Source organism: Citrobacter tructae (genome assembly GCF_004684345.1).
Taxonomy (GTDB): Bacteria; Pseudomonadota; Gammaproteobacteria; order Enterobacterales; family Enterobacteriaceae; genus Citrobacter; species Citrobacter tructae.
The window spans coordinates 3,154,774-3,174,653 of record NZ_CP038469.1 but is presented as its reverse complement, the minus strand read 5'-3'; the positions used below and the strand labels follow the sequence as shown (position 1 = coordinate 3,174,653).

General features: G+C 50.7%; 15 protein-coding genes, 6 tRNA genes, 3 rRNA genes, 1 pseudogene and 1 riboswitch. Of the genes and pseudogenes, 22 read left to right on the top strand and 3 right to left on the bottom strand.

The features are described from left to right. Nucleotides 1-56: 56 nt before the first annotated feature. A complete protein-coding gene (fabR, locus tag E4Z61_RS15885; protein ID WP_003028862.1) occupies nt 57-692 on the top strand; it encodes an HTH-type transcriptional repressor FabR in 636 nt (211 codons plus the stop codon). A gap of 15 nt (nt 693-707) precedes the next feature. Beyond that, nucleotides 708-1,067, top strand: coding sequence for a YijD family membrane protein (locus E4Z61_RS15880; protein WP_003825114.1), 360 nt, complete (start codon nt 708-710; stop codon nt 1,065-1,067). A 50-nt stretch (nt 1,068-1,117) separates the two neighbouring features. On the opposite strand, the gene trmA is transcribed toward E4Z61_RS15880, so the two are convergent. Next, complete coding sequence (gene trmA, locus E4Z61_RS15875; protein WP_135323604.1) at nt 1,118-2,218, bottom strand: tRNA (uridine(54)-C5)-methyltransferase TrmA; 1,101 nt, start codon at nt 2,216-2,218, stop codon at nt 1,118-1,120. Between the two features lie 115 nt (nt 2,219-2,333). Beyond that, a riboswitch (cobalamin riboswitch) is annotated at nt 2,334-2,529 on the top strand. Between the two features lie 65 nt (nt 2,530-2,594). Here trmA and btuB point away from each other — a divergent pair. The 9 genes from btuB (at nt 2,595) to birA (ending at nt 12,891) form a co-directional block, all read left to right on the top strand. After that, on the top strand, nt 2,595-4,433 hold the full coding sequence (gene btuB, locus E4Z61_RS15870) for a TonB-dependent vitamin B12 receptor BtuB (protein ID WP_135323603.1): 1,839 nt from the start codon (nt 2,595-2,597) through the stop codon (nt 4,431-4,433). Further along, nucleotides 4,378-5,229, top strand: coding sequence for a glutamate racemase (gene murI, locus E4Z61_RS15865; RefSeq protein ID WP_135323602.1), 852 nt, complete (start codon nt 4,378-4,380; stop codon nt 5,227-5,229). Before btuB ends, murI begins: the two co-directional genes overlap by 56 nt. 377 nt (nt 5,230-5,606) lie before the next feature. Next, nucleotides 5,607-7,146, top strand: a 16S ribosomal RNA gene (locus E4Z61_RS15855). A 70-nt stretch (nt 7,147-7,216) separates the two neighbouring features. After that, a tRNA-Ile gene (locus E4Z61_RS15850) sits at nt 7,217-7,293 on the top strand. A gap of 46 nt (nt 7,294-7,339) precedes the next feature. Then, a tRNA-Ala gene (locus E4Z61_RS15845) sits at nt 7,340-7,415 on the top strand. Between the two features lie 206 nt (nt 7,416-7,621). Continuing rightward, nucleotides 7,622-10,531 (top strand): 23S ribosomal RNA (locus E4Z61_RS15840). 92 nt (nt 10,532-10,623) lie between these two features. Then, nucleotides 10,624-10,739 (top strand): 5S ribosomal RNA (gene rrf / locus E4Z61_RS15835). Together the 16S, 23S and 5S rRNA genes with 2 tRNA genes alongside form the textbook arrangement of a ribosomal RNA operon. 164 nt (nt 10,740-10,903) lie before the next feature. Beyond that, nucleotides 10,904-11,932, top strand: coding sequence for a UDP-N-acetylmuramate dehydrogenase (gene murB, locus E4Z61_RS15830; RefSeq protein WP_135323600.1), 1,029 nt, complete (start codon nt 10,904-10,906; stop codon nt 11,930-11,932). Continuing rightward, nucleotides 11,929-12,891 carry a bifunctional biotin--[acetyl-CoA-carboxylase] ligase/biotin operon repressor BirA gene (birA, locus tag E4Z61_RS15825; protein WP_135323599.1) on the top strand — a complete coding sequence of 321 codons (963 nt, stop codon included), beginning with the start codon at nt 11,929-11,931 and terminating at the stop codon, nt 12,889-12,891. The genes murB and birA overlap by 4 nt, the downstream gene beginning before the upstream one ends. Before the next feature lie 32 nt (nt 12,892-12,923). Here birA and coaA read toward each other — a convergent pair whose 3' ends face one another. Both coaA and E4Z61_RS24165 read right to left on the bottom strand, forming a co-directional pair. Then, nucleotides 12,924-13,874 carry a type I pantothenate kinase gene (gene coaA, locus E4Z61_RS15820; protein WP_135324952.1) on the bottom strand — a complete coding sequence of 317 codons (951 nt, stop codon included), beginning with the start codon at nt 13,872-13,874 and terminating at the stop codon, nt 12,924-12,926. A 289-nt stretch (nt 13,875-14,163) separates the two neighbouring features. Further along, nucleotides 14,164-14,244: pseudogene (locus E4Z61_RS24165) on the bottom strand (hypothetical protein); the annotation flags it as partial. Between the two features lie 19 nt (nt 14,245-14,263). Here E4Z61_RS24165 and E4Z61_RS15810 point away from each other — a divergent pair. The 11 genes from E4Z61_RS15810 to rplL all read left to right on the top strand — a co-directional run bounded on the left by E4Z61_RS15810 (nt 14,264) and on the right by rplL (nt 19,804). Beyond that, a tRNA-Thr gene (locus E4Z61_RS15810) sits at nt 14,264-14,339 on the top strand. Between the two features lie 8 nt (nt 14,340-14,347). After that, nucleotides 14,348-14,432, top strand: a tRNA-Tyr gene (locus tag E4Z61_RS15805). 114 nt (nt 14,433-14,546) lie between these two features. After that, nucleotides 14,547-14,621: transfer RNA gene (locus E4Z61_RS15800), tRNA-Gly, on the top strand. A gap of 5 nt (nt 14,622-14,626) precedes the next feature. Then, nucleotides 14,627-14,702, top strand: a tRNA-Thr gene (locus E4Z61_RS15795). A 118-nt stretch (nt 14,703-14,820) separates the two neighbouring features. Continuing rightward, entirely contained in the window at nt 14,821-16,005 is a 1,185-nt protein-coding gene (tuf, locus tag E4Z61_RS15790) for an elongation factor Tu (RefSeq protein ID WP_135323597.1), read from the top strand. Nucleotides 16,006-16,234: 229 nt separating this feature from the next. Next, nucleotides 16,235-16,618: a preprotein translocase subunit SecE gene (secE, locus tag E4Z61_RS15785; protein ID WP_135323596.1), complete on the top strand. Its 384-nt coding sequence runs from the start codon at nt 16,235-16,237 to the stop codon at nt 16,616-16,618. Between the two features lies 1 nt (nt 16,619). Beyond that, nucleotides 16,620-17,165 (top strand): transcription termination/antitermination protein NusG, encoded by a 546-nt coding sequence (gene nusG / locus E4Z61_RS15780; RefSeq protein ID WP_003033125.1) that lies wholly within the window; start codon nt 16,620-16,622, stop codon nt 17,163-17,165. 155 nt (nt 17,166-17,320) lie between these two features. Then, nucleotides 17,321-17,749: a 50S ribosomal protein L11 gene (gene rplK, locus E4Z61_RS15775; RefSeq protein WP_004097640.1), complete on the top strand. Its 429-nt coding sequence runs from the start codon at nt 17,321-17,323 to the stop codon at nt 17,747-17,749. A 3-nt stretch (nt 17,750-17,752) separates the two neighbouring features. Then, nucleotides 17,753-18,460 carry a 50S ribosomal protein L1 gene (rplA, locus tag E4Z61_RS15770; RefSeq protein WP_135323595.1) on the top strand — a complete coding sequence of 236 codons (708 nt, stop codon included), beginning with the start codon at nt 17,753-17,755 and terminating at the stop codon, nt 18,458-18,460. A gap of 414 nt (nt 18,461-18,874) precedes the next feature. After that, complete coding sequence (gene rplJ, locus E4Z61_RS15765; protein WP_007704673.1) at nt 18,875-19,372, top strand: 50S ribosomal protein L10; 498 nt, start codon at nt 18,875-18,877, stop codon at nt 19,370-19,372. Nucleotides 19,373-19,438: 66 nt separating this feature from the next. Further along, on the top strand, nt 19,439-19,804 hold the full coding sequence (gene rplL / locus E4Z61_RS15760) for a 50S ribosomal protein L7/L12 (protein ID WP_049842133.1): 366 nt from the start codon (nt 19,439-19,441) through the stop codon (nt 19,802-19,804). Nucleotides 19,805-19,880: the final 76 nt, after the last annotated feature.

The following is a 19,880-nucleotide window of genomic DNA, read 5'->3' as shown; positions in this document are numbered from 1 at the left end:
CAACCACCTAATCTCTGGTATAGTGCCAGCAAGGTATAAGGAAGGATTCAGACATCGTGATGGGCGTTAGAGCGCAACAAAAAGAAAAAACCCGGCGTTCGCTGGTCGAAGCTGCATTTAGTCAATTGAGCGCAGAGCGAAGTTTTGCCAGCCTCAGTTTACGAGAAGTTGCTCGTGAAGCGGGCATTGCGCCAACCTCATTTTATCGCCATTTTCGCGATGTGGATGAACTCGGCCTGACGATGGTGGATGAGAGTGGCCTGATGCTACGCCAGTTGATGCGCCAGGCGCGTCAACGCATCGCCAAGGGCGGCAGTGTGATCCGCACCTCGGTCTCAACATTTATGGAGTTCATCGGCAACAATCCTAACGCCTTCCGTTTATTATTGCGCGAGCGGTCTGGAACCTCCGCGGCGTTTCGTGCCGCAGTGGCTCGCGAAATTCAGCATTTTATTGCGGAACTTGCGGACTATCTGGAACTCGAAAACCATATGCCTCGTGCGTTTACTGAAGCACAAGCCGAAGCCATGGTGACGATTGTTTTCAGTGCGGGGGCAGAAGCGCTGGATGTTGGCGCCGAACAGCGTCGACAACTGGAAGAGCGGCTGGTATTGCAATTGCGCATGATCGCCAAAGGCGCATTTTACTGGTATCGCCGCGAACAAGAGAAGATGACGCATCACTCCGAGTAACGAGAAGGACGAGCAATGAAACAGTCAGGTCAAGATAAAGGTACGCTGCTGCTGGCGCTAGTTGCTGGCTTATCGATCAATGGCACATTTGCGGCGCTGTTTAGCTCCATTGTGCCATTCTCCGTATTCCCGATTATTTCGCTGGTGCTGACAGTTTACTGTCTGCATCAACGTTACCAGAATCGCACCATGCCTGTGGGATTACCGGGCCTGGCTGCCGCCTGTTTTATCCTCGGCGTTCTGTTATACAGCACAGTGGTGCGCGCGGAATACCCGGATATCGGCTCTAACTTCTTCCCGGCTGTACTGTCGGTAATTCTGGTGTTCTGGATCGGCTTTAAGGTGCGTAACCGTAAGCAGGAAATTGCGGAATAACGTGAAGTAGCCGGATGGCGTCGTAAACGCAGGATCCGGCCTATAAAAAATCACTTCGCGGTCAGTAACACCCCGCACTCCATATGGTGCGTATACGGGAACTGATCGAACAGCGCCAGACGTGACACATTGTGCGTCTGGCTCAACGTTTCCAGATTCTTACACAGCGTCTCCGGGTTGCAGGAGATGTACAGAATATGCGGATACGCCTGCACCATTTTCTCCGTTTCGCTGTCCAGGCCGCTGCGCGGTGGGTCAACGAAAATGGTTTCACACTGGTAACTCTTCAGATCGATGCCCTGCAAACGGTTGAACTCACGTACGCCGTTCATCGCTTGAGTGAACTCTTCGGCCGCCATGCGAATAATTTGTACATTATCAATATTGTTAGCCGCAATGTTGTACTGTGCTGCAGCAACGGATGGCTTGGCGATTTCGGTAGCCAATACGCGGTTGAAGTTCTGCGCCAGCGCTAGCGAGAAGTTGCCGTTACCGCAGTACAGCTCAAGCAGATCGCCTTGTGAACCTTTGGTGACATCAATCGCCCATTCCAGCATCTGAATATTCATGGCGGCATTCGGCTGCGTGAAGCTGTTCTCAACCTGGCGGTAGATAATCTCTTTACCCGCGACCGGCAATCGTTCGTCGATATAATCCTGATCCAATTCGATTTTGGTTTTGGTCGCCCGACCAATCAGATGCACGTTCAGATTCTTCGCACGCAGTGCATCCCGCAGCGCCTCGGCTTCCTGACGCCATTCGTCATCCAGCCTTTTATGGTACAGCATTGATATTACCGCCTGACCACTCAGGGTAGTGAGGTAATCAATCTGGAACAGTTTGTGGCGCAGGACGTGGTTATTGCGAACGCCTTCGATCATCGCCGTCATCAGCGTGTTGATGAGTTCGCTGGCTGCCGGAAAACTGTCGACGCGAATACGACTTTTGGTCTGGCTTTCGAACATGATGTGGTACAGGTCATCACCGTCGTGCCACAAACGGAACTCGGCGCGCATACGGTAATGGCTGACCGGCGAGCGAAACACTTCCGGAGCCCGATCAGTAAATGGCGTCATTAAGCTCTGCAAACGTGCCACTTTTTCGTCTAGCTGCGCGTCATACTGTTCTGTCGGAAGGTGTTCGGGGGTCATGATGCATCCTGAAAAATAAAAGTACGCGGGGATTGTAGGGATTGCTCAGTAGATGTCCAGTTATTGATGATTTCCGATATTGTGATGTGCGGTCTGGACAGTAGGTTGTAACAGACGGTAGCATCCGCGTTCCGGTCCTGTGAGTTAAAAGGGAATCCAGTGTAAATCTGGAGCTGACGCGCAGCGGTAAGGAAAGGTGAGATGAGAGCGTAAGCAGACACTGCCTGTGGGTGGGAAGTCTTCATTTCTTTTTATTCTATATCCTGAATAACCTTCCAAGCCCGAAGACCTGCCGGCTAACGTCGCATCTGGTTTTCATCATCGCGTACTATCGGTGGGACCTGCGGCATCCTTCTTATATTGTGGATGCTTTACAATGATTAAAAAATCATTGCTGCTGACGGCACTTTCCGTCGCGGCATTTTCTAGTTGGGCGCAGGACGCTAGCCTGGATACACTCGTCGTCACTGCGAACCGTTTTCAGCAGCCCCTTAGTGCCGTTCTTGCCCCCATTACTGTTGTTACGCGCCAGGATATCGATCGCTGGCAATCCACCTCTGTGAATGACGTTCTGCGTCGGCTGCCGGGTGTCGATATCGCGCAAAGCGGCGGTATGGGACAGAACTCGTCTATTTTTATTCGTGGGACCAATGCCAGCCATGTGCTGGTGCTGATTGACGGCGTGCGCCTGAACTTAGCGGGGGTGAGCGGCTCAGCCGATCTCAGCCAGTTCCCGGTATCACTGGTGCAACGTATAGAATACATTCGCGGGCCGCGTTCCGCTGTTTATGGTTCTGATGCGATTGGCGGTGTGGTGAATATCATTACCACGCGAGAAAAGCCGGGGACGGAATTGACCGCCGGTATGGGCAGTAATGGTTATCAGAATTACGATGTCTCAACCCAACAACAGTTAGGCGAGAATACGCGCGTTACGCTGATGGGGGATTATGCCTATACCAAAGGTTTTGATGTTGTCGCCTACGGCAGCACCGGTTCTCAGGCGCAGCCCGACAAAGATGGTTTCTTAAGTAAGACACTGTATGGCGCACTGGAACACAACTTCTCCGACACATGGAGCGGGTTTGTTCGTGGCTATGGCTATGATAACCGCACCAATTATGACTCCTACTATTCCCCCGGCTCGGCGCTTCTCGATACCCGCAAGCTCTACAGCCAGAGTTGGGATGCAGGGCTGCGTTTTAATGGCGAGCAAATCCAGTCGCAGCTGGTTTCCAGCTACAGCCACAGCAAAGACTACAACTATGATCCGGATTATGGCCGCTACGACTCCTCAGCAACCCTGGATGAGATGAAGCAATATAATGTTCAGTGGTCAAACAGCATGGTGGTGGGCCACGGTAACGTTGGCGCAGGCGTTGACTGGCAAAAGCAAACCACAGAGCCTGGCACCGGGTATGTCACGGACGGTTACGATCAGCGTAACACGGGCCTCTATCTGACCGGATTGCAACAGCTTGGCGACTTCACCTTTGAAGGTGCGGCGCGTAGCGACGACAACTCCGAGTTTGGTCGTCATGGAACATGGCAAACCAGCGCCGGATGGGCGTTTATTGACGGTTATCGCTTTATTGCGTCTTACGGCACATCTTACAAAGCGCCTAATCTCGGGCAACTCCATGGCTATTATGGCAATTCGAACCTGGATCCCGAAGAGAGCAAGCAATGGGAAGGGGCATTTGAAGGTTTAACGGCGGGCGTGAACTGGCGCGTGTCAGGGTATCGTAATGATATCGATGACATGATCGATTACGACCCGCATACCGAGAAATACTTTAACGAAGGCAAAGTCCGTATTAAAGGCGTTGAAGCGACGGCGAATTTCGATACCGGTCCGCTGGCGCACACGCTGAGCTACGATTATGTCGATTCGCGCAATGCGATTACGGACAAGCCGCTGGCGCGTCGTTCCAAACAGCAGGTGAAGTATCAGCTCGACTGGCAGGTTTATGATTTTGACTGGGGCCTGACGTATCACTATCTGGGAACGCGTTATGACACGGACTACGTTACCTACCAGCCGGTAAAAATGGGAGGGGTTAGTTTGTGGGATCTGGCAGTATCATATCCAATCACCTCACAGCTGACAGTTCGTGGTAAAATCGCCAACCTGTTCGATAAAGATTACGAGACAGTTTATGGCTACGAAACTGCAGGACGGGAATACACCTTGTCTGGCAGCTACACCTTCTGATCCACGTCCCACCGTGCTGGTGTTTGATTCCGGCGTCGGTGGGTTGTCGGTCTACAACGAGATCCGGAATCTCTTGCCGGATCTCCACTATATATACGCTTTCGATAACGTCGCCTTTCCTTATGGAGAGAAAAGCGAGGAATTTATTGTCGGGCGTGTTGTTGAGATTGTGACTGCGGTCCAGCAGCGCTATCCCCTCTCTCTTGCGGTTATCGCGTGTAATACGGCAAGCACGGTGTCGCTCCCTGCGTTACGGGAGAAATTTGCCTTTCCGGTGGTAGGCGTGGTGCCTGCTATTAAACCAGCGGCGCGACTCACGGCGAATGGTGTTGTGGGGCTGCTGGCTACGCGTGCAACGGTGAAGCGTTCATATACTCATGAGCTGATCGCGCGGTTTGCAAACGAATGTCAGATAGCGCTGTTGGGTTCCGCCGAGCTGGTGGAACTGGCGGAAGCGAAGCTGCATGGCGAAACAGTTTCTCTGGAAGAGCTGCGCCGTATTCTGCGCCCGTGGTTGCGGATGTCGGAACCACCTGACACGGTGGTGCTTGGGTGCACTCATTTTCCTCTATTGCAGGAAGAGCTTTTACAGGTTCTGCCTGAAGGGACGCGACTGGTGGATTCCGGTGCCGCGATTGCGCGTCGTACGGCCTGGTTGTTAGAACATGAAGCGCCTGATGCGAAATCACCTGACGAGAACATCGCCTTCTGTATGGCAATGACCACTGAAGCTGAACAGTTATTGCCCGTTCTACAGCGTTATGGCTTCAAAACGCTCGAAAAACTGGCAGTTTAATCAGTTTTGCTGGAAAAATACGCACTTGGAAAGTTATTTTAAATTTCCGCTTGTCAGCCTGAAATAACTCCCTATAATGCGCCTCCACTGACACGGAACAACGGATTACACGCCGCCGGGTCAGCGGGGTTCCACTGAGAACCTTGCAGAGAAAAGCAGAAATAATTGCTTGACTCTGAATGAGGAAAACGTATTATACGGGACCTCGCAACGGTGAGCGAAAGCCGCGTTGCACTGCTCTTTAACAATTTATCAGACAATCTGTGTGGGCACTCGAAGATACGGATTCTTAACGTCGCAAGACGAAAAATGAATACCAAGTCTCTGAGTGAACATACGTAATTCATTACGAAGTTTAATTCACGAGCATCAAACTTAAATTGAAGAGTTTGATCATGGCTCAGATTGAACGCTGGCGGCAGGCCTAACACATGCAAGTCGAACGGTAGCACAGAGAGCTTGCTCTCGGGTGACGAGTGGCGGACGGGTGAGTAATGTCTGGGAAACTGCCCGATGGAGGGGGATAACTACTGGAAACGGTAGCTAATACCGCATAACGTCGCAAGACCAAAGAGGGGGACCTTCGGGCCTCTTGCCATCGGATGTGCCCAGATGGGATTAGCTAGTAGGTGGGGTAACGGCTCACCTAGGCGACGATCCCTAGCTGGTCTGAGAGGATGACCAGCCACACTGGAACTGAGACACGGTCCAGACTCCTACGGGAGGCAGCAGTGGGGAATATTGCACAATGGGCGCAAGCCTGATGCAGCCATGCCGCGTGTATGAAGAAGGCCTTCGGGTTGTAAAGTACTTTCAGCGAGGAGGAAGGTGTTGTGGTTAATAACCGCAGCAATTGACGTTACTCGCAGAAGAAGCACCGGCTAACTCCGTGCCAGCAGCCGCGGTAATACGGAGGGTGCAAGCGTTAATCGGAATTACTGGGCGTAAAGCGCACGCAGGCGGTCTGTCAAGTCGGATGTGAAATCCCCGGGCTCAACCTGGGAACTGCATCCGAAACTGGCAGGCTAGAGTCTTGTAGAGGGGGGTAGAATTCCAGGTGTAGCGGTGAAATGCGTAGAGATCTGGAGGAATACCGGTGGCGAAGGCGGCCCCCTGGACAAAGACTGACGCTCAGGTGCGAAAGCGTGGGGAGCAAACAGGATTAGATACCCTGGTAGTCCACGCCGTAAACGATGTCGACTTGGAGGTTGTTCCCTTGAGGAGTGGCTTCCGGAGCTAACGCGTTAAGTCGACCGCCTGGGGAGTACGGCCGCAAGGTTAAAACTCAAATGAATTGACGGGGGCCCGCACAAGCGGTGGAGCATGTGGTTTAATTCGATGCAACGCGAAGAACCTTACCTACTCTTGACATCCACGGAACTTTTCAGAGATGAATTGGTGCCTTCGGGAACCGTGAGACAGGTGCTGCATGGCTGTCGTCAGCTCGTGTTGTGAAATGTTGGGTTAAGTCCCGCAACGAGCGCAACCCTTATCCTTTGTTGCCAGCGGTTCGGCCGGGAACTCAAAGGAGACTGCCAGTGATAAACTGGAGGAAGGTGGGGATGACGTCAAGTCATCATGGCCCTTACGAGTAGGGCTACACACGTGCTACAATGGCATATACAAAGAGAAGCGACCTCGCGAGAGCAAGCGGACCTCATAAAGTATGTCGTAGTCCGGATTGGAGTCTGCAACTCGACTCCATGAAGTCGGAATCGCTAGTAATCGTAGATCAGAATGCTACGGTGAATACGTTCCCGGGCCTTGTACACACCGCCCGTCACACCATGGGAGTGGGTTGCAAAAGAAGTAGGTAGCTTAACCTTCGGGAGGGCGCTTACCACTTTGTGATTCATGACTGGGGTGAAGTCGTAACAAGGTAACCGTAGGGGAACCTGCGGTTGGATCACCTCCTTACCTTAAAGAAACGTTCTTTGTAGTGCTCACACAGATTGTCTGATGAAAAATTAGCAGTAAAAATCTCTGCAGGCTTGTAGCTCAGGTGGTTAGAGCGCACCCCTGATAAGGGTGAGGTCGGTGGTTCAAGTCCACTCAGGCCTACCAAAATCCTTTCATAAAGGATGAGCGGTACAGAGAACAGTTTTACGATGGGGTTATAGCTCAGCTGGGAGAGCGCCTGCCTTGCACGCAGGAGGTCTGCGGTTCGATCCCGCATAGCTCCACCATCCTTTACTGCAAAAACACAAGAAAACTTCAGAGTGTACCTGAAAAGGTTCACTGCGAAGTTTTGCTCTTTAAAAATCTGGATCAAGCTGAAAATTGAAACGATACACTGTGTCTGTTCTCCGTAATAAGAACAGATAAGCGGTGTGTTCGAGTCTCTCAAATTTTCGCAAGTCGAAATGTTTTACGAAACATCTTCGGGTTGTGAGGTTAAGCGACTAAGCGTACACGGTGGATGCCCTGGCAGTCAGAGGCGATGAAGGACGTGCTAATCTGCGATAAGCGTCGGTAAGGTGATATGAACCGTTATAGCCGGCGATTTCCGAATGGGGAAACCCAGTGCAATTCGTTGCACTATCGTTAAGTAAATACATAGCTTAACGAAGCGAACCGGGGGAACTGAAACATCTAAGTACCCCGAGGAAAAGAAATCAACCGAGATTCCCCCAGTAGCGGCGAGCGAACGGGGAGCAGCCCAGAGTCTGAATCAGCATATGTGGTAGTGGAACGGTCTGGAAAGTCCGACGGTACAGGGTGATAGTCCCGTACACAAAATCACACATGCTGTGAACTCGAAGAGTAGGGCGGGACACGTGGTATCCTGTCTGAATATGGGGGGACCATCCTCCAAGGCTAAATACTCCTGACTGACCGATAGTGAACCAGTACCGTGAGGGAAAGGCGAAAAGAACCCCGGCGAGGGGAGTGAAAAAGAACCTGAAACCGTGTACGTACAAGCAGTGGGAGCCTTGATTTATCAGGGTGACTGCGTACCTTTTGTATAATGGGTCAGCGACTTATATTCTGTAGCAAGGTTAACCGTATAGGGGAGCCGAAGGGAAACCGAGTCTTAACTGGGCGTTAAGTTGCAGGGTATAGACCCGAAACCCGGTGATCTAGCCATGGGCAGGTTGAAGGTTGGGTAACACTAACTGGAGGACCGAACCGACTAATGTTGAAAAATTAGCGGATGACTTGTGGCTGGGGGTGAAAGGCCAATCAAACCGGGAGATAGCTGGTTCTCCCCGAAAGCTATTTAGGTAGCGCCTCGTGAACTCATCTTCGGGGGTAGAGCACTGTTTCGGCTAGGGGGTCATCCCGACTTACCAACCCGATGCAAACTACGAATACCGAAGAATGTTATCACGGGAGACACACGGCGGGTGCTAACGTCCGTCGTGAAGAGGGAAACAACCCAGACCGCCAGCTAAGGTCCCAAAGTCACAGTTAAGTGGGAAACGATGTGGGAAGGCACAGACAGCCAGGATGTTGGCTTAGAAGCAGCCATCATTTAAAGAAAGCGTAATAGCTCACTGGTCGAGTCGGCCTGCGCGGAAGATGTAACGGGGCTAAACTGTGCACCGAAGCTGCGGCAGCGACACTATGTGTTGTTGGGTAGGGGAGCGTTCTGTAAGCCGTTGAAGGTGGCCTGTGAGGGTTGCTGGAGGTATCAGAAGTGCGAATGCTGACATAAGTAACGATAATGCGGGTGAAAAACCCGCACGCCGGAAGACCAAGGGTTCCTGTCCAACGTTAATCGGGGCAGGGTGAGTCGACCCCTAAGGCGAGGCCGAAAGGCGTAGTCGATGGGAAACAGGTTAATATTCCTGTACTTGGTGTTACTGCGAAGGGGGGACGGAGAAGGCTATGTTAGCCGGGCGACGGTTGTCCCGGTTTAAGCATGTAGGCGGAGAGTTTAGGTAAATCCGGACTCTTATTAAACGCTGAGGTGTGATGACGAGGCACTACGGTGCTGAAGTAACAAATGCCCTGCTTCCAGGAAAAGCCTCTAAGCATCAGGTAACACAAAATCGTACCCCAAACCGACACAGGTGGTCAGGTAGAGAATACCAAGGCGCTTGAGAGAACTCGGGTGAAGGAACTAGGCAAAATGGTGCCGTAACTTCGGGAGAAGGCACGCTGATACCAGGTGAAGCGACTTGCTCGTGGAGCTGAAATCAGTCGAAGATACCAGCTGGCTGCAACTGTTTATTAAAAACACAGCACTGTGCAAACACGAAAGTGGACGTATACGGTGTGACGCCTGCCCGGTGCCGGAAGGTTAATTGATGGGGTTATCCGTAAGGAGAAGCTCTTGATCGAAGCCCCGGTAAACGGCGGCCGTAACTATAACGGTCCTAAGGTAGCGAAATTCCTTGTCGGGTAAGTTCCGACCTGCACGAATGGCGTAATGATGGCCAGGCTGTCTCCACCCGAGACTCAGTGAAATTGAACTCGCTGTGAAGATGCAGTGTACCCGCGGCAAGACGGAAAGACCCCGTGAACCTTTACTATAGCTTGACACTGAACACTGGTCCTTGATGTGTAGGATAGGTGGGAGGCTTTGAAGTGTGGACGCCAGTCTGCATGGAGCCAACCTTGAAATACCACCCTTTAATGGCTGGTGTTCTAACGTAGACCCGTGATCCGGGTTGCGGACAGTGTCTGGTGGGTAGTTTGACTGGGGCGGTCTCCTCCTAAAGAGTAACGGAGGAGCACGAAGGTTAGCTAATCCTGGTCGGACATCAGGAGGTTAGTGCAAAGGCATAAGCTAGCTTGACTGCGAGAGTGACGGCTCGAGCAGGTGCGAAAGCAGGTCTTAGTGATCCGGTGGTTCTGAATGGAAGGGCCATCGCTCAACGGATAAAAGGTACTCCGGGGATAACAGGCTGATACCGCCCAAGAGTTCATATCGACGGCGGTGTTTGGCACCTCGATGTCGGCTCATCACATCCTGGGGCTGAAGTAGGTCCCAAGGGTATGGCTGTTCGCCATTTAAAGTGGTACGCGAGCTGGGTTTAGAACGTCGTGAGACAGTTCGGTCCCTATCTGCCGTGGGCGCTGGAGAATTGAGGGGGGCTGCTCCTAGTACGAGAGGACCGGAGTGGACGCATCACTGGTGTTCGGGTTGTCATGCCAATGGCATTGCCCGGTAGCTAAATGCGGAAAAGATAAGTGCTGAAAGCATCTAAGCACGAAACTTGCCCCGAGATGAGTTCTCCCTGACTCCTTGAGAGTCCTGAAGGAACGTTGAAGACTACGACGTTGATAGGTCGGGTGTGTAAGTGTAGCGATACATTGAGCTAACCGATACTAATGAACCGTGAGGCTTAACCTTACAACGCCAAAGGTGTTTTGGTGAAGAGACACAATATTCGGCTTGATACAGATAACATCAGAACGCAAAAGCGGTCTGATAAACAGAATTTGCCTGGCGGCTGTAGCGCGGTGGTCCCACCTGACCCCATGCCGAACTCAGAAGTGAAACGCCGTAGCGCCGATGGTAGTGTGGGGTCTCCCCATGCGAGAGTAGGGAACTGCCAGGCATCAAACGAGTGAAGAAGCCCATCCTGACGGATGGGCTTTTTTGCGTCTGTATTCTAGGGCATGCAGCGCCATCAGGCACAATGCGATCCCACTCTTCCATAACACAAGCCATCCTGCGGCATATGCGGTAAACTAAGCGCGATTTTGCATCAGGAAAGCGTCTATGAATCACTCCCTTAAAGCCTGGAACACCTTCGGTATCGATCAGTATGCTAATGAACTTGTCTACGCCGAAAATGAGCAACAACTACTGAATGCCTGGCAATCAGCTAAAGCAGTAAATCATCCAGTTTTGATTCTGGGCGAGGGGAGTAACGTCCTGTTTCTTGATGCCTTCCATGGAACGGTGATCGCTAACCGTATTAAGGGCATTGAGATTACAGAACAACCTGATGCGTGGCATTTGCACGTAGGCGCGGGTGAAAACTGGCATCACCTGGTGCAGTACACGCTACAGTTGGGTATGCCAGGGCTGGAAAACCTGGCGCTAATCCCAGGTTGTGTCGGCTCATCGCCTATCCAAAATATTGGTGCTTACGGTGTAGAGCTGCAACGTGTCTGTGAATATGTAGACTGTGTTGAACTGACTACGGGTAAGCATTTACGCGTCACTGCCGCAGATTGCCGTTTCGGTTATCGCGATAGCATCTTCAAACATGAGTATCAGGATCGCTTTGCAATTGTCGCGGTTGGGCTACGTCTACCAAAGCAATGGCAGCCGGTGCTGACTTACGGTGACTTAACGCGCCTGGATCCTTCGACGGTGACACCACAGCAGGTTTTTGATGCCGTTTGCCATATGCGAACAACAAAACTCCCCGATCCAAAAGTACAGGGCAACGCGGGAAGCTTCTTTAAAAATCCGGTTGTTACTGCACATATTGCGCAGGAACTTCTGGATAAATTCCCGACCGCGCCTCATTACCCTCAGAAAGAGGGTTCGGTGAAACTGGCAGCTGGTTGGCTTATCGATCAATGTCAGCTAAAGGGGGCGAGTATTGGTGGTGCTGCGGTACATCAACAGCAGGCGTTGGTACTCATTAATGCCGACAATGCGACAAGTCAGGATGTGGTACAACTTGCGCATCATGTACGGCAAAAAGTGGGTGAGAAATTTAACGTCTGGCTCGAGCCAGAAGTGAGATTTATTGGCCAACAGGGGGAGGTGAATGCCGTGGAGATCATTGCATGAAGGATAATACCGTACCCTTGACGCTTATTTCATTACTGGCCGATGGTGAATTTCATTCAGGCGAACAGCTCGGTGAAAAGCTGGGAATGAGCCGCGCTGCTATCAACAAACACATCCAGACGCTACGTGACTGGGGTATTGATGTATTTACGGTTCCCGGTAAAGGATACAGTTTACCGGAACCCATCCAGCTCCTGGATTCATCAGTTATTCATTCTCAGCTGGATGGCGGAAATATTACTGTCCTACCGGTGATCGATTCGACCAATCAATATCTTTTGGATCGTATTGGTCAACTGGAATCAGGTGATGCCTGTATCGCTGAATATCAGCAGGCCGGACGTGGCCGTCGCGGGCGAAAATGGTTCTCTCCGTTTGGTGCTAACCTTTATCTCTCAATGTTCTGGCGTCTGGAGCAGGGACCGGCAGCCGCGATTGGCCTGAGCCTGGTCATTGGAATTGTAATGGCAGAAGTATTACGTGATCTGGGTGCCGATAAGGTGCGTGTGAAATGGCCCAACGATCTCTATCTGCTTGATCGTAAATTGGCGGGCATCCTGGTTGAACTTACCGGTAGAACAGGCGATGCCGCGCAAATTGTCATTGGCGCAGGCATTAATATGTCCATGCGACGTGTAGAAGAAAATGTGGTCAATCAGGGGTGGATTAACCTGCAAGAGGCAGGAATTAACATTGATCGCAATGCGCTTGCAGCCCGACTGATCCGCGAGTTGCGTGCAGCACTGGTGCTGTTTGAACAAGAAGGTCTAGCCCCTTATCTGTCCCGCTGGAAGAAACTGGATAACTTTATCAATCGTCCTGTTAAATTGATTATTGGCGATAAAGAAATATTCGGTGTATCCCGGGGAATAGATGCGCAAGGTGCGCTATTACTTGAACAGGATGGTGTGATAAAACCGTGGATGGGTGGAGAAATATCACTCCGAAGTGCAGAATAATAGAAGGGGGAGTGTTGCTCCCCCTTTTTTGTTTATTTCCGTAATCTGACTTGTTCAACGGCATGGTTGGCACTTTTGGTCATGATTAAGCTGGCTCGCTCACGCGTTGGTAAAATATTTTGTTTTAAATTCAGCCAGTTAATTTCTTTCCAAAGTGATGTGGCAGTATTGATCGCCTCATCTTCGGACAGTTTTGCGTAATTATGGAAATAAGAGTCGGGGTTGGTAAATGCCCCTTCCCGGAATTTCAGGAACCGATTGATATACCATGTCTGGAGTAATTCTTCTGGCGCATCAACGTAAATAGAGAAGTCAACGAAGTCAGAAACAAATACATGATGTGGATCGTGAGGGTAATCCATCCCGCTTTGTAATACATTCAATCCTTCGAGAATTAATATATCTGGCTGGGCGACGGTTTTGTCCCCATCAGGGATCACATCATAGATAAGATGTGAATAGACCGGCGCTGTGACGTTAGGAACGCCTGACTTGAGGTCGGAAACGAATTTGACCAGACGGTGCATATCATAGGACTGAGGAAAGCCTTTTTTCTTCATGAGTCCACGATCTTTCAACACCTGGTTAGGATGAAGAAAACCATCGGTAGTAATTAACTCAACCTTGCGATGCTCAGGCCAGCGGCTCAACAATGCCTGTAGGACGCGTGCAGTGGTACTTTTTCCTACCGCGACGCTGCCAGCAATACTGATGATATAAGGGATACGCTCGCCGTTAGTGCCTAAAAATTGCTCCAGAACAGCCTGACGACGCAGGTTTGAACTGATGTAAAAATTTAGCAAACGCGATAAGGGCAAATAAATCTCGGCAACTTCTTCCAGCGATAAATCTTCATTAATGCCTTTCAGACGAGCAATTTCTTCCTCGGTCAGGGTCATCGGCACGGAATCACGAAGCGCAGCCCACTGGTTGCGATCAAACTGTAGGTAAGGCGTCATTAACGCTTGCTCTTTTATACTCATACGCATGGTGTGGCTGTCATTGCTATATCAGGTCAGTCATAAAAACGAAATCATCCCCGGCACGCAATGGCACGTCACATTTCAGTTAATTTGGACAATGGGCAGGAGGGTAACACCAGATGGGAGGGAATAATAAGAAAAAATCATCCCCTGAAAAGCAATGTGACGGGTATTCCATATGTAAAAAGAGGTGCTTTGCGTCAGTCGGTATACATATGATGGTGCAAAACGCCTCCAGAGAGGGCGTGAGGCGTTGTAAGTTTGTACAGTTTGATGCGGAAATAGATTATTTATCGGCCTTATAGCGCAAATTGTGAGCGATAGAACATTTTATGCAATTTTTTAGTTGCATGAGGGCGCAGGTCTCCATAAAATGCGCGCTACTTGATGCCGACTTAGCTCAGTAGGTAGAGCAACTGACTTGTAATCAGTAGGTCACCAGTTCGATTCCGGTAGTCGGCACCATCAAGTCCGGTGGGGTTCCCGAGCGGCCAAAGGGAGCAGACTGTAAATCTGCCGTCACAGACTTCGAAGGTTCGAATCCTTCCCCCACCACCACTTTCTGGCAGCGTTATCGCCGCCTGGGTTGGTTAGAAAATTAGCCGACTCAAACAGAAAAGAGAGAAATCTCTTTTTTGTTACAGAAAGAACTGGGTAGCCGAGTTTCAGGATGCGGGCATCGTATAATGGCTATTACCTCAGCCTTCCAAGCTGATGATGCGGGTTCGATTCCCGCTGCCCGCTCCAGACGTGCTGATATGGCTCAGTTGGTAGAGCGCACCCTTGGTAAGGGTGAGGTCCCCAGTTCGACTCTGGGTATCAGCACCACTTCACTTCTCCTTCCCGTTTCTCTCTGTTTACTTTTAAAAGCATTCAACAGTTCAGGTATATTGCCTGGTTGATGTGGTGATATCACCGATTTATCCGTGTCTTAGAGGGACAATCGATGTCTAAAGAAAAATTTGAACGTACTAAACCGCACGTTAACGTCGGTACTATCGGCCACGTTGACCATGGTAAAACAACGCTGACTGCTGCAATCACTACCGTTCTGGCTAAAACCTACGGCGGTGCTGCTCGCGCATTCGATCAGATCGATAACGCGCCGGAAGAAAAAGCACGTGGTATCACCATCAACACTTCTCACGTTGAATATGACACCCCGACTCGCCACTACGCACACGTAGACTGCCCGGGCCACGCCGACTATGTTAAAAACATGATCACCGGTGCTGCGCAGATGGACGGCGCGATCCTGGTTGTTGCTGCGACTGACGGCCCGATGCCGCAGACTCGTGAGCACATCCTGCTGGGTCGTCAGGTTGGCGTTCCGTACATCATCGTGTTCCTGAACAAATGCGACATGGTTGATGACGAAGAGCTGCTGGAACTGGTAGAAATGGAAGTTCGTGAACTTCTGTCTCAGTACGATTTCCCGGGTGACGACACTCCGATCGTTCGTGGTTCTGCTCTGAAAGCGCTGGAAGGCGACGCAGAGTGGGAAGCGAAAATCATCGAACTGGCTGGCTTCCTGGATTCTTATATCCCGGAACCAGAGCGTGCGATTGACAAGCCGTTCCTGCTGCCTATCGAAGACGTATTCTCCATCTCCGGCCGTGGTACCGTTGTTACCGGTCGTGTAGAGCGCGGTATCGTTAAAGTTGGCGAAGAAGTTGAAATCGTTGGTATCAAAGAGACTGCTAAGTCTACCTGTACTGGCGTTGAAATGTTCCGCAAACTGCTGGACGAAGGCCGTGCTGGTGAGAACGTTGGTGTTCTGCTGCGTGGTATCAAACGTGAAGAAATCGAACGTGGTCAGGTACTGGCTAAGCCGGGCTCTATCAAGCCGCACACCAAGTTCGAATCTGAAGTTTACATTCTGTCCAAAGACGAAGGCGGCCGTCATACTCCGTTCTTCAAAGGCTACCGTCCTCAGTTCTACTTCCGTACTACTGACGTGACTGGTACCATCGAACTGCCAGAAGGCGTAGAGATGGTAATGCCGGGCGACAACATCAAAATGGTTGTTACCCTGATCCACCCAATCGCGATGGACGACGGTCTGCGTTTCGCAATCCGTGAAGGCGGTCGTACCGTTGGCGCGGGCGTTGTTGCCAAAGTAATGAGCTAATTGCTGATATTATTTGACGCAATGCGCAATAAAAGGGCATCATTTGATGCCCTTTTTATACGCTGTCGAACCAGAACCTGGCTCATCAGTGATTTTTTTTGCCATAATCATTGCTGAGACAGGCTCTGAAGAGGGCGTTTAGTCCGAAACGCACCAGAGCATTTCGGTTTGGATCGCCTCGCTTACTCGGGGTGAAAATGTTTGTAGAATACTTCTGACAGGTTGGTTTATGAGTGCGAATACCGAAGCTCAAGGAAGCGGGCGTGGCCTGGAAGCGATGAAGTGGGTTATTGTCGCTGTATTGCTGCTTGTAGCTATCGTGGGCAACTACCTTTATCGTGACATGATGCTGCCATTGCGTGCGTTGGCTGTAGTGATTCTGATTGCTGCAGCGGGTGGTGTCGCGCTGTTGACAACAAAAGGTAAAGCGACTGTTGCTTTTGCCCGTGAAGCGAGAACCGAAGTCCGTAAGGTCATTTGGCCGACTCGCCAGGAAACATTGCACACCACGTTGATTGTGGCTGCGGTTACCGCAGTTATGTCACTGATCCTGTGGGGACTGGATGGTATTCTGGTTCGCCTGGTATCCTTTATCACTGGCCTGAGGTTCTAAGATGTCTGAAGCCCCTAAAAAGCGCTGGTACGTCGTTCAGGCGTTTTCCGGTTTTGAAGGCCGCGTAGCCACATCGCTGCGTGAGTATATCAAGTTACAAAATATGGAAGAGCTGTTTGGCGAAGTCATGGTGCCGACCGAAGAAGTGGTCGAAATCCGTGGTGGCCAGCGTCGCAAAAGCGAACGTAAATTCTTCCCAGGCTACGTACTGGTCCAGATGGTCATGAATGATGCAAGCTGGCACCTGGTGCGCAGTGTACCGCGCGTGATGGGCTTCATCGGTGGTACTTCTGACCGTCCGGCACCAATCAGCGATAAAGAAGTTGATGCGATCATGAACCGTCTGCAGCAGGTTGGTGATAAGCCGCGTCCGAAAACAATGTTTGAGCCAGGTGAAATGGTCCGTGTTAGTGACGGTCCGTTTGCTGACTTTAACGGTGTGGTTGAAGAAGTGGATTACGAGAAGTCTCGTCTGAAGGTTTCCGTATCTATCTTCGGTCGTGCGACGCCGGTTGAGCTAGATTTTGCTCAGGTTGAGAAAGCCTAACACGTCGATCAAAAAAGCGACGATTTAATCGTTGCACAAGGCGCGAGATTGGAATACAATTTCGCGCCTTTTGTTTTTATGGACAGCATCCGTAAAACGAATTTTATCACGGGGAGCCTCCTTGAGGCGCTATAACCCAACTAGAGGAATTTAGAATGGCTAAGAAAGTCCAAGCCTATGTCAAGCTGCAGGTTGCAGCTGGTATGGCTAACCCGAGCCCGCCGGTAGGTCCAGCACTGGGTCAACAAGGCGTGAACATCATGGAATTCTGCAAAGCGTTCAACGCAAAAACTGAATCCCTGGAAAAAGGTCTGCCGATCCCGGTTGTTATCACCGTTTACGCTGACCGTTCATTCACTTTCGTTACCAAAACGCCTCCGGCAGCAGTTCTGCTGAAGAAAGCGGCTGGTATCAAGTCTGGTTCCGGTAAGCCGAACAAAGACAAAGTGGGTAAAATTTCCCGCGCTCAGTTGCAGGAAATCGCGCAGACCAAAGCTGCCGACATGACTGGTTCCGACATTGAAGCGATGACTCGCTCCATTGAAGGTACTGCACGTTCCATGGGCCTGGTAGTGGAGGATTAAGAAATGGCTAAACTGACCAAGCGTATGCGCGTGATCCGTGACAAAGTTGATGCAACTAAACAGTACGACATCAACGAAGCTATTGCTCTGCTGAAAGAGCTGGCCACTGCTAAATTCGTAGAAAGCGTGGACGTTGCCGTTAACCTCGGTATCGACGCTCGTAAATCTGACCAGAACGTACGTGGTGCAACTGTACTGCCGCACGGTACTGGCCGTTCCGTTCGCGTTGCCGTATTTACCCAGGGTGCAAACGCAGAAGCTGCTAAAGCTGCTGGCGCTGAACTGGTAGGTATGGAAGATCTGGCTGAGCAGATCAAAAAAGGCGAAATGAACTTTGACGTTGTTATTGCTTCCCCGGATGCAATGCGCGTTGTTGGCCAGCTGGGCCAGGTTCTGGGTCCGCGTGGCCTGATGCCAAACCCGAAAGTTGGTACTGTAACTCCTAACGTTGCTGAAGCAGTTAAGAACGCTAAAGCGGGTCAGGTTCGTTACCGTAACGACAAAAACGGCATCATCCACACTACCATCGGTAAAGTGGATTTTGACGCTGACAAACTGAAAGAAAACCTGGAATCTCTGCTGGTTGCGCTGAAAAAAGCAAAACCGACTCAGGCAAAAGGCGTGTACATCAAGAAAGTTAGCCTCTCCACCACCATGGGTGCTGGCGTTGCCGTTGATCAGTCCGGTCTGACTGCGACTGTGGCGAACTAATATTCGCCTTTACGTGGGCGGTGGATTTGTCTACAATTCTACCCCCACGTTTCTGCTAATAGCAGACGTATATCCGAGATATTCAGGCTGTAGCAAGGTGACAACTGAGTGAATCGCCGGGAGCATAGTTTACTATGTGACTGGTGTGAGCGAAGGCAGTCAACGCCTTTACAGATTGAATAACGACGGATAGACAAGATTTGTTCGTTGGAGCCTGGCCTATCCAGGCCTCCGTCGAAGACCGCAGGTGTTTCGTAAGAAGCTTAATGCCCTGCGTAGACGGTGACAGAACGCTAAGATTATTTCTGATACTCTGGCTTGTTTCTGCTCACCGTATTAAGACGCTCTGTCCGTTGGGAAGAGTGAAGTGAGTTCCGGAACATGAGTTCCGGCAAACATCCAGGAGCAAAGCTAATGGCTTTAAATCTTCAAGACAAACAAGCGATTGTTGCTGAAGTCAGCGAAGTAGCCAAAGGCGCGCTGTCTGCAGTAGTTGCGGATTCCCGTGGCGTTACTGTAGACAAAATGACTGAACTGCGTAAAGCAGGTCGCGAAGCCGGCGTATACATGCGTGTTGTTCGTAACACCCTGCTGCGCCGTGTTGTTGAAGGTACTCAGTTTGAGTGCCTGAAAGACGCGTTCGTTGGTCCGACCCTGATTGCATATTCTATGGAACACCCGGGCGCAGCTGCTCGTCTGTTCAAAGATTTCGCGAAAGCGAATGCAAAATTTGAGGTCAAAGCCGCAGCCTTTGAAGGTGAATTGATCCCGGCATCGCAAATCGATCGCCTGGCAACTCTGCCGACCTACGAAGAAGCAATTGCACGCCTGATGGCAACCATGAAAGAAGCTTCGGCTGGCAAACTGGTTCGCACTCTGGCTGCTGTTCGCGATGCGAAAGAAGCTGCTTAATCGCAGTTATCTTTATCAAGCATCTGCTTACGTATAAACTTATTCTGATTTTCAGGAACAATTTAAATGTCTATCACTAAAGATCAAATCATTGAAGCAGTATCCGCTATGTCCGTAATGGACGTTGTAGAACTGATTTCTGCAATGGAAGAAAAATTCGGTGTTTCTGCTGCTGCTGCTGTAGCTGTAGCTGCGGGCCCGGCTGAAGCTGCTGAAGAAAAAACTGAATTCGACGTGATTCTGAAAGGTATCGGCGCGAACAAAGTTGCAGTAATCAAAGCAGTACGTGGCGCAACTGGTCTGGGCCTGAAAGAAGCTAAAGACCTGGTAGAATCTGCTCCGGCCGCTCTGAAAGAAGGCGTGAGCAAAGATGACGCTGAAGCACTGAAAAAATCTCTGGAAGAAGCTGGCGCTGAAGTTGAAGTTAAATAAGCCAACTTTTCTGGTTGCAGCCTGAGAAATTAGGCTGATGGCTGGTGACTTTTTAGTCACCAGCCTTTTTGCGCTG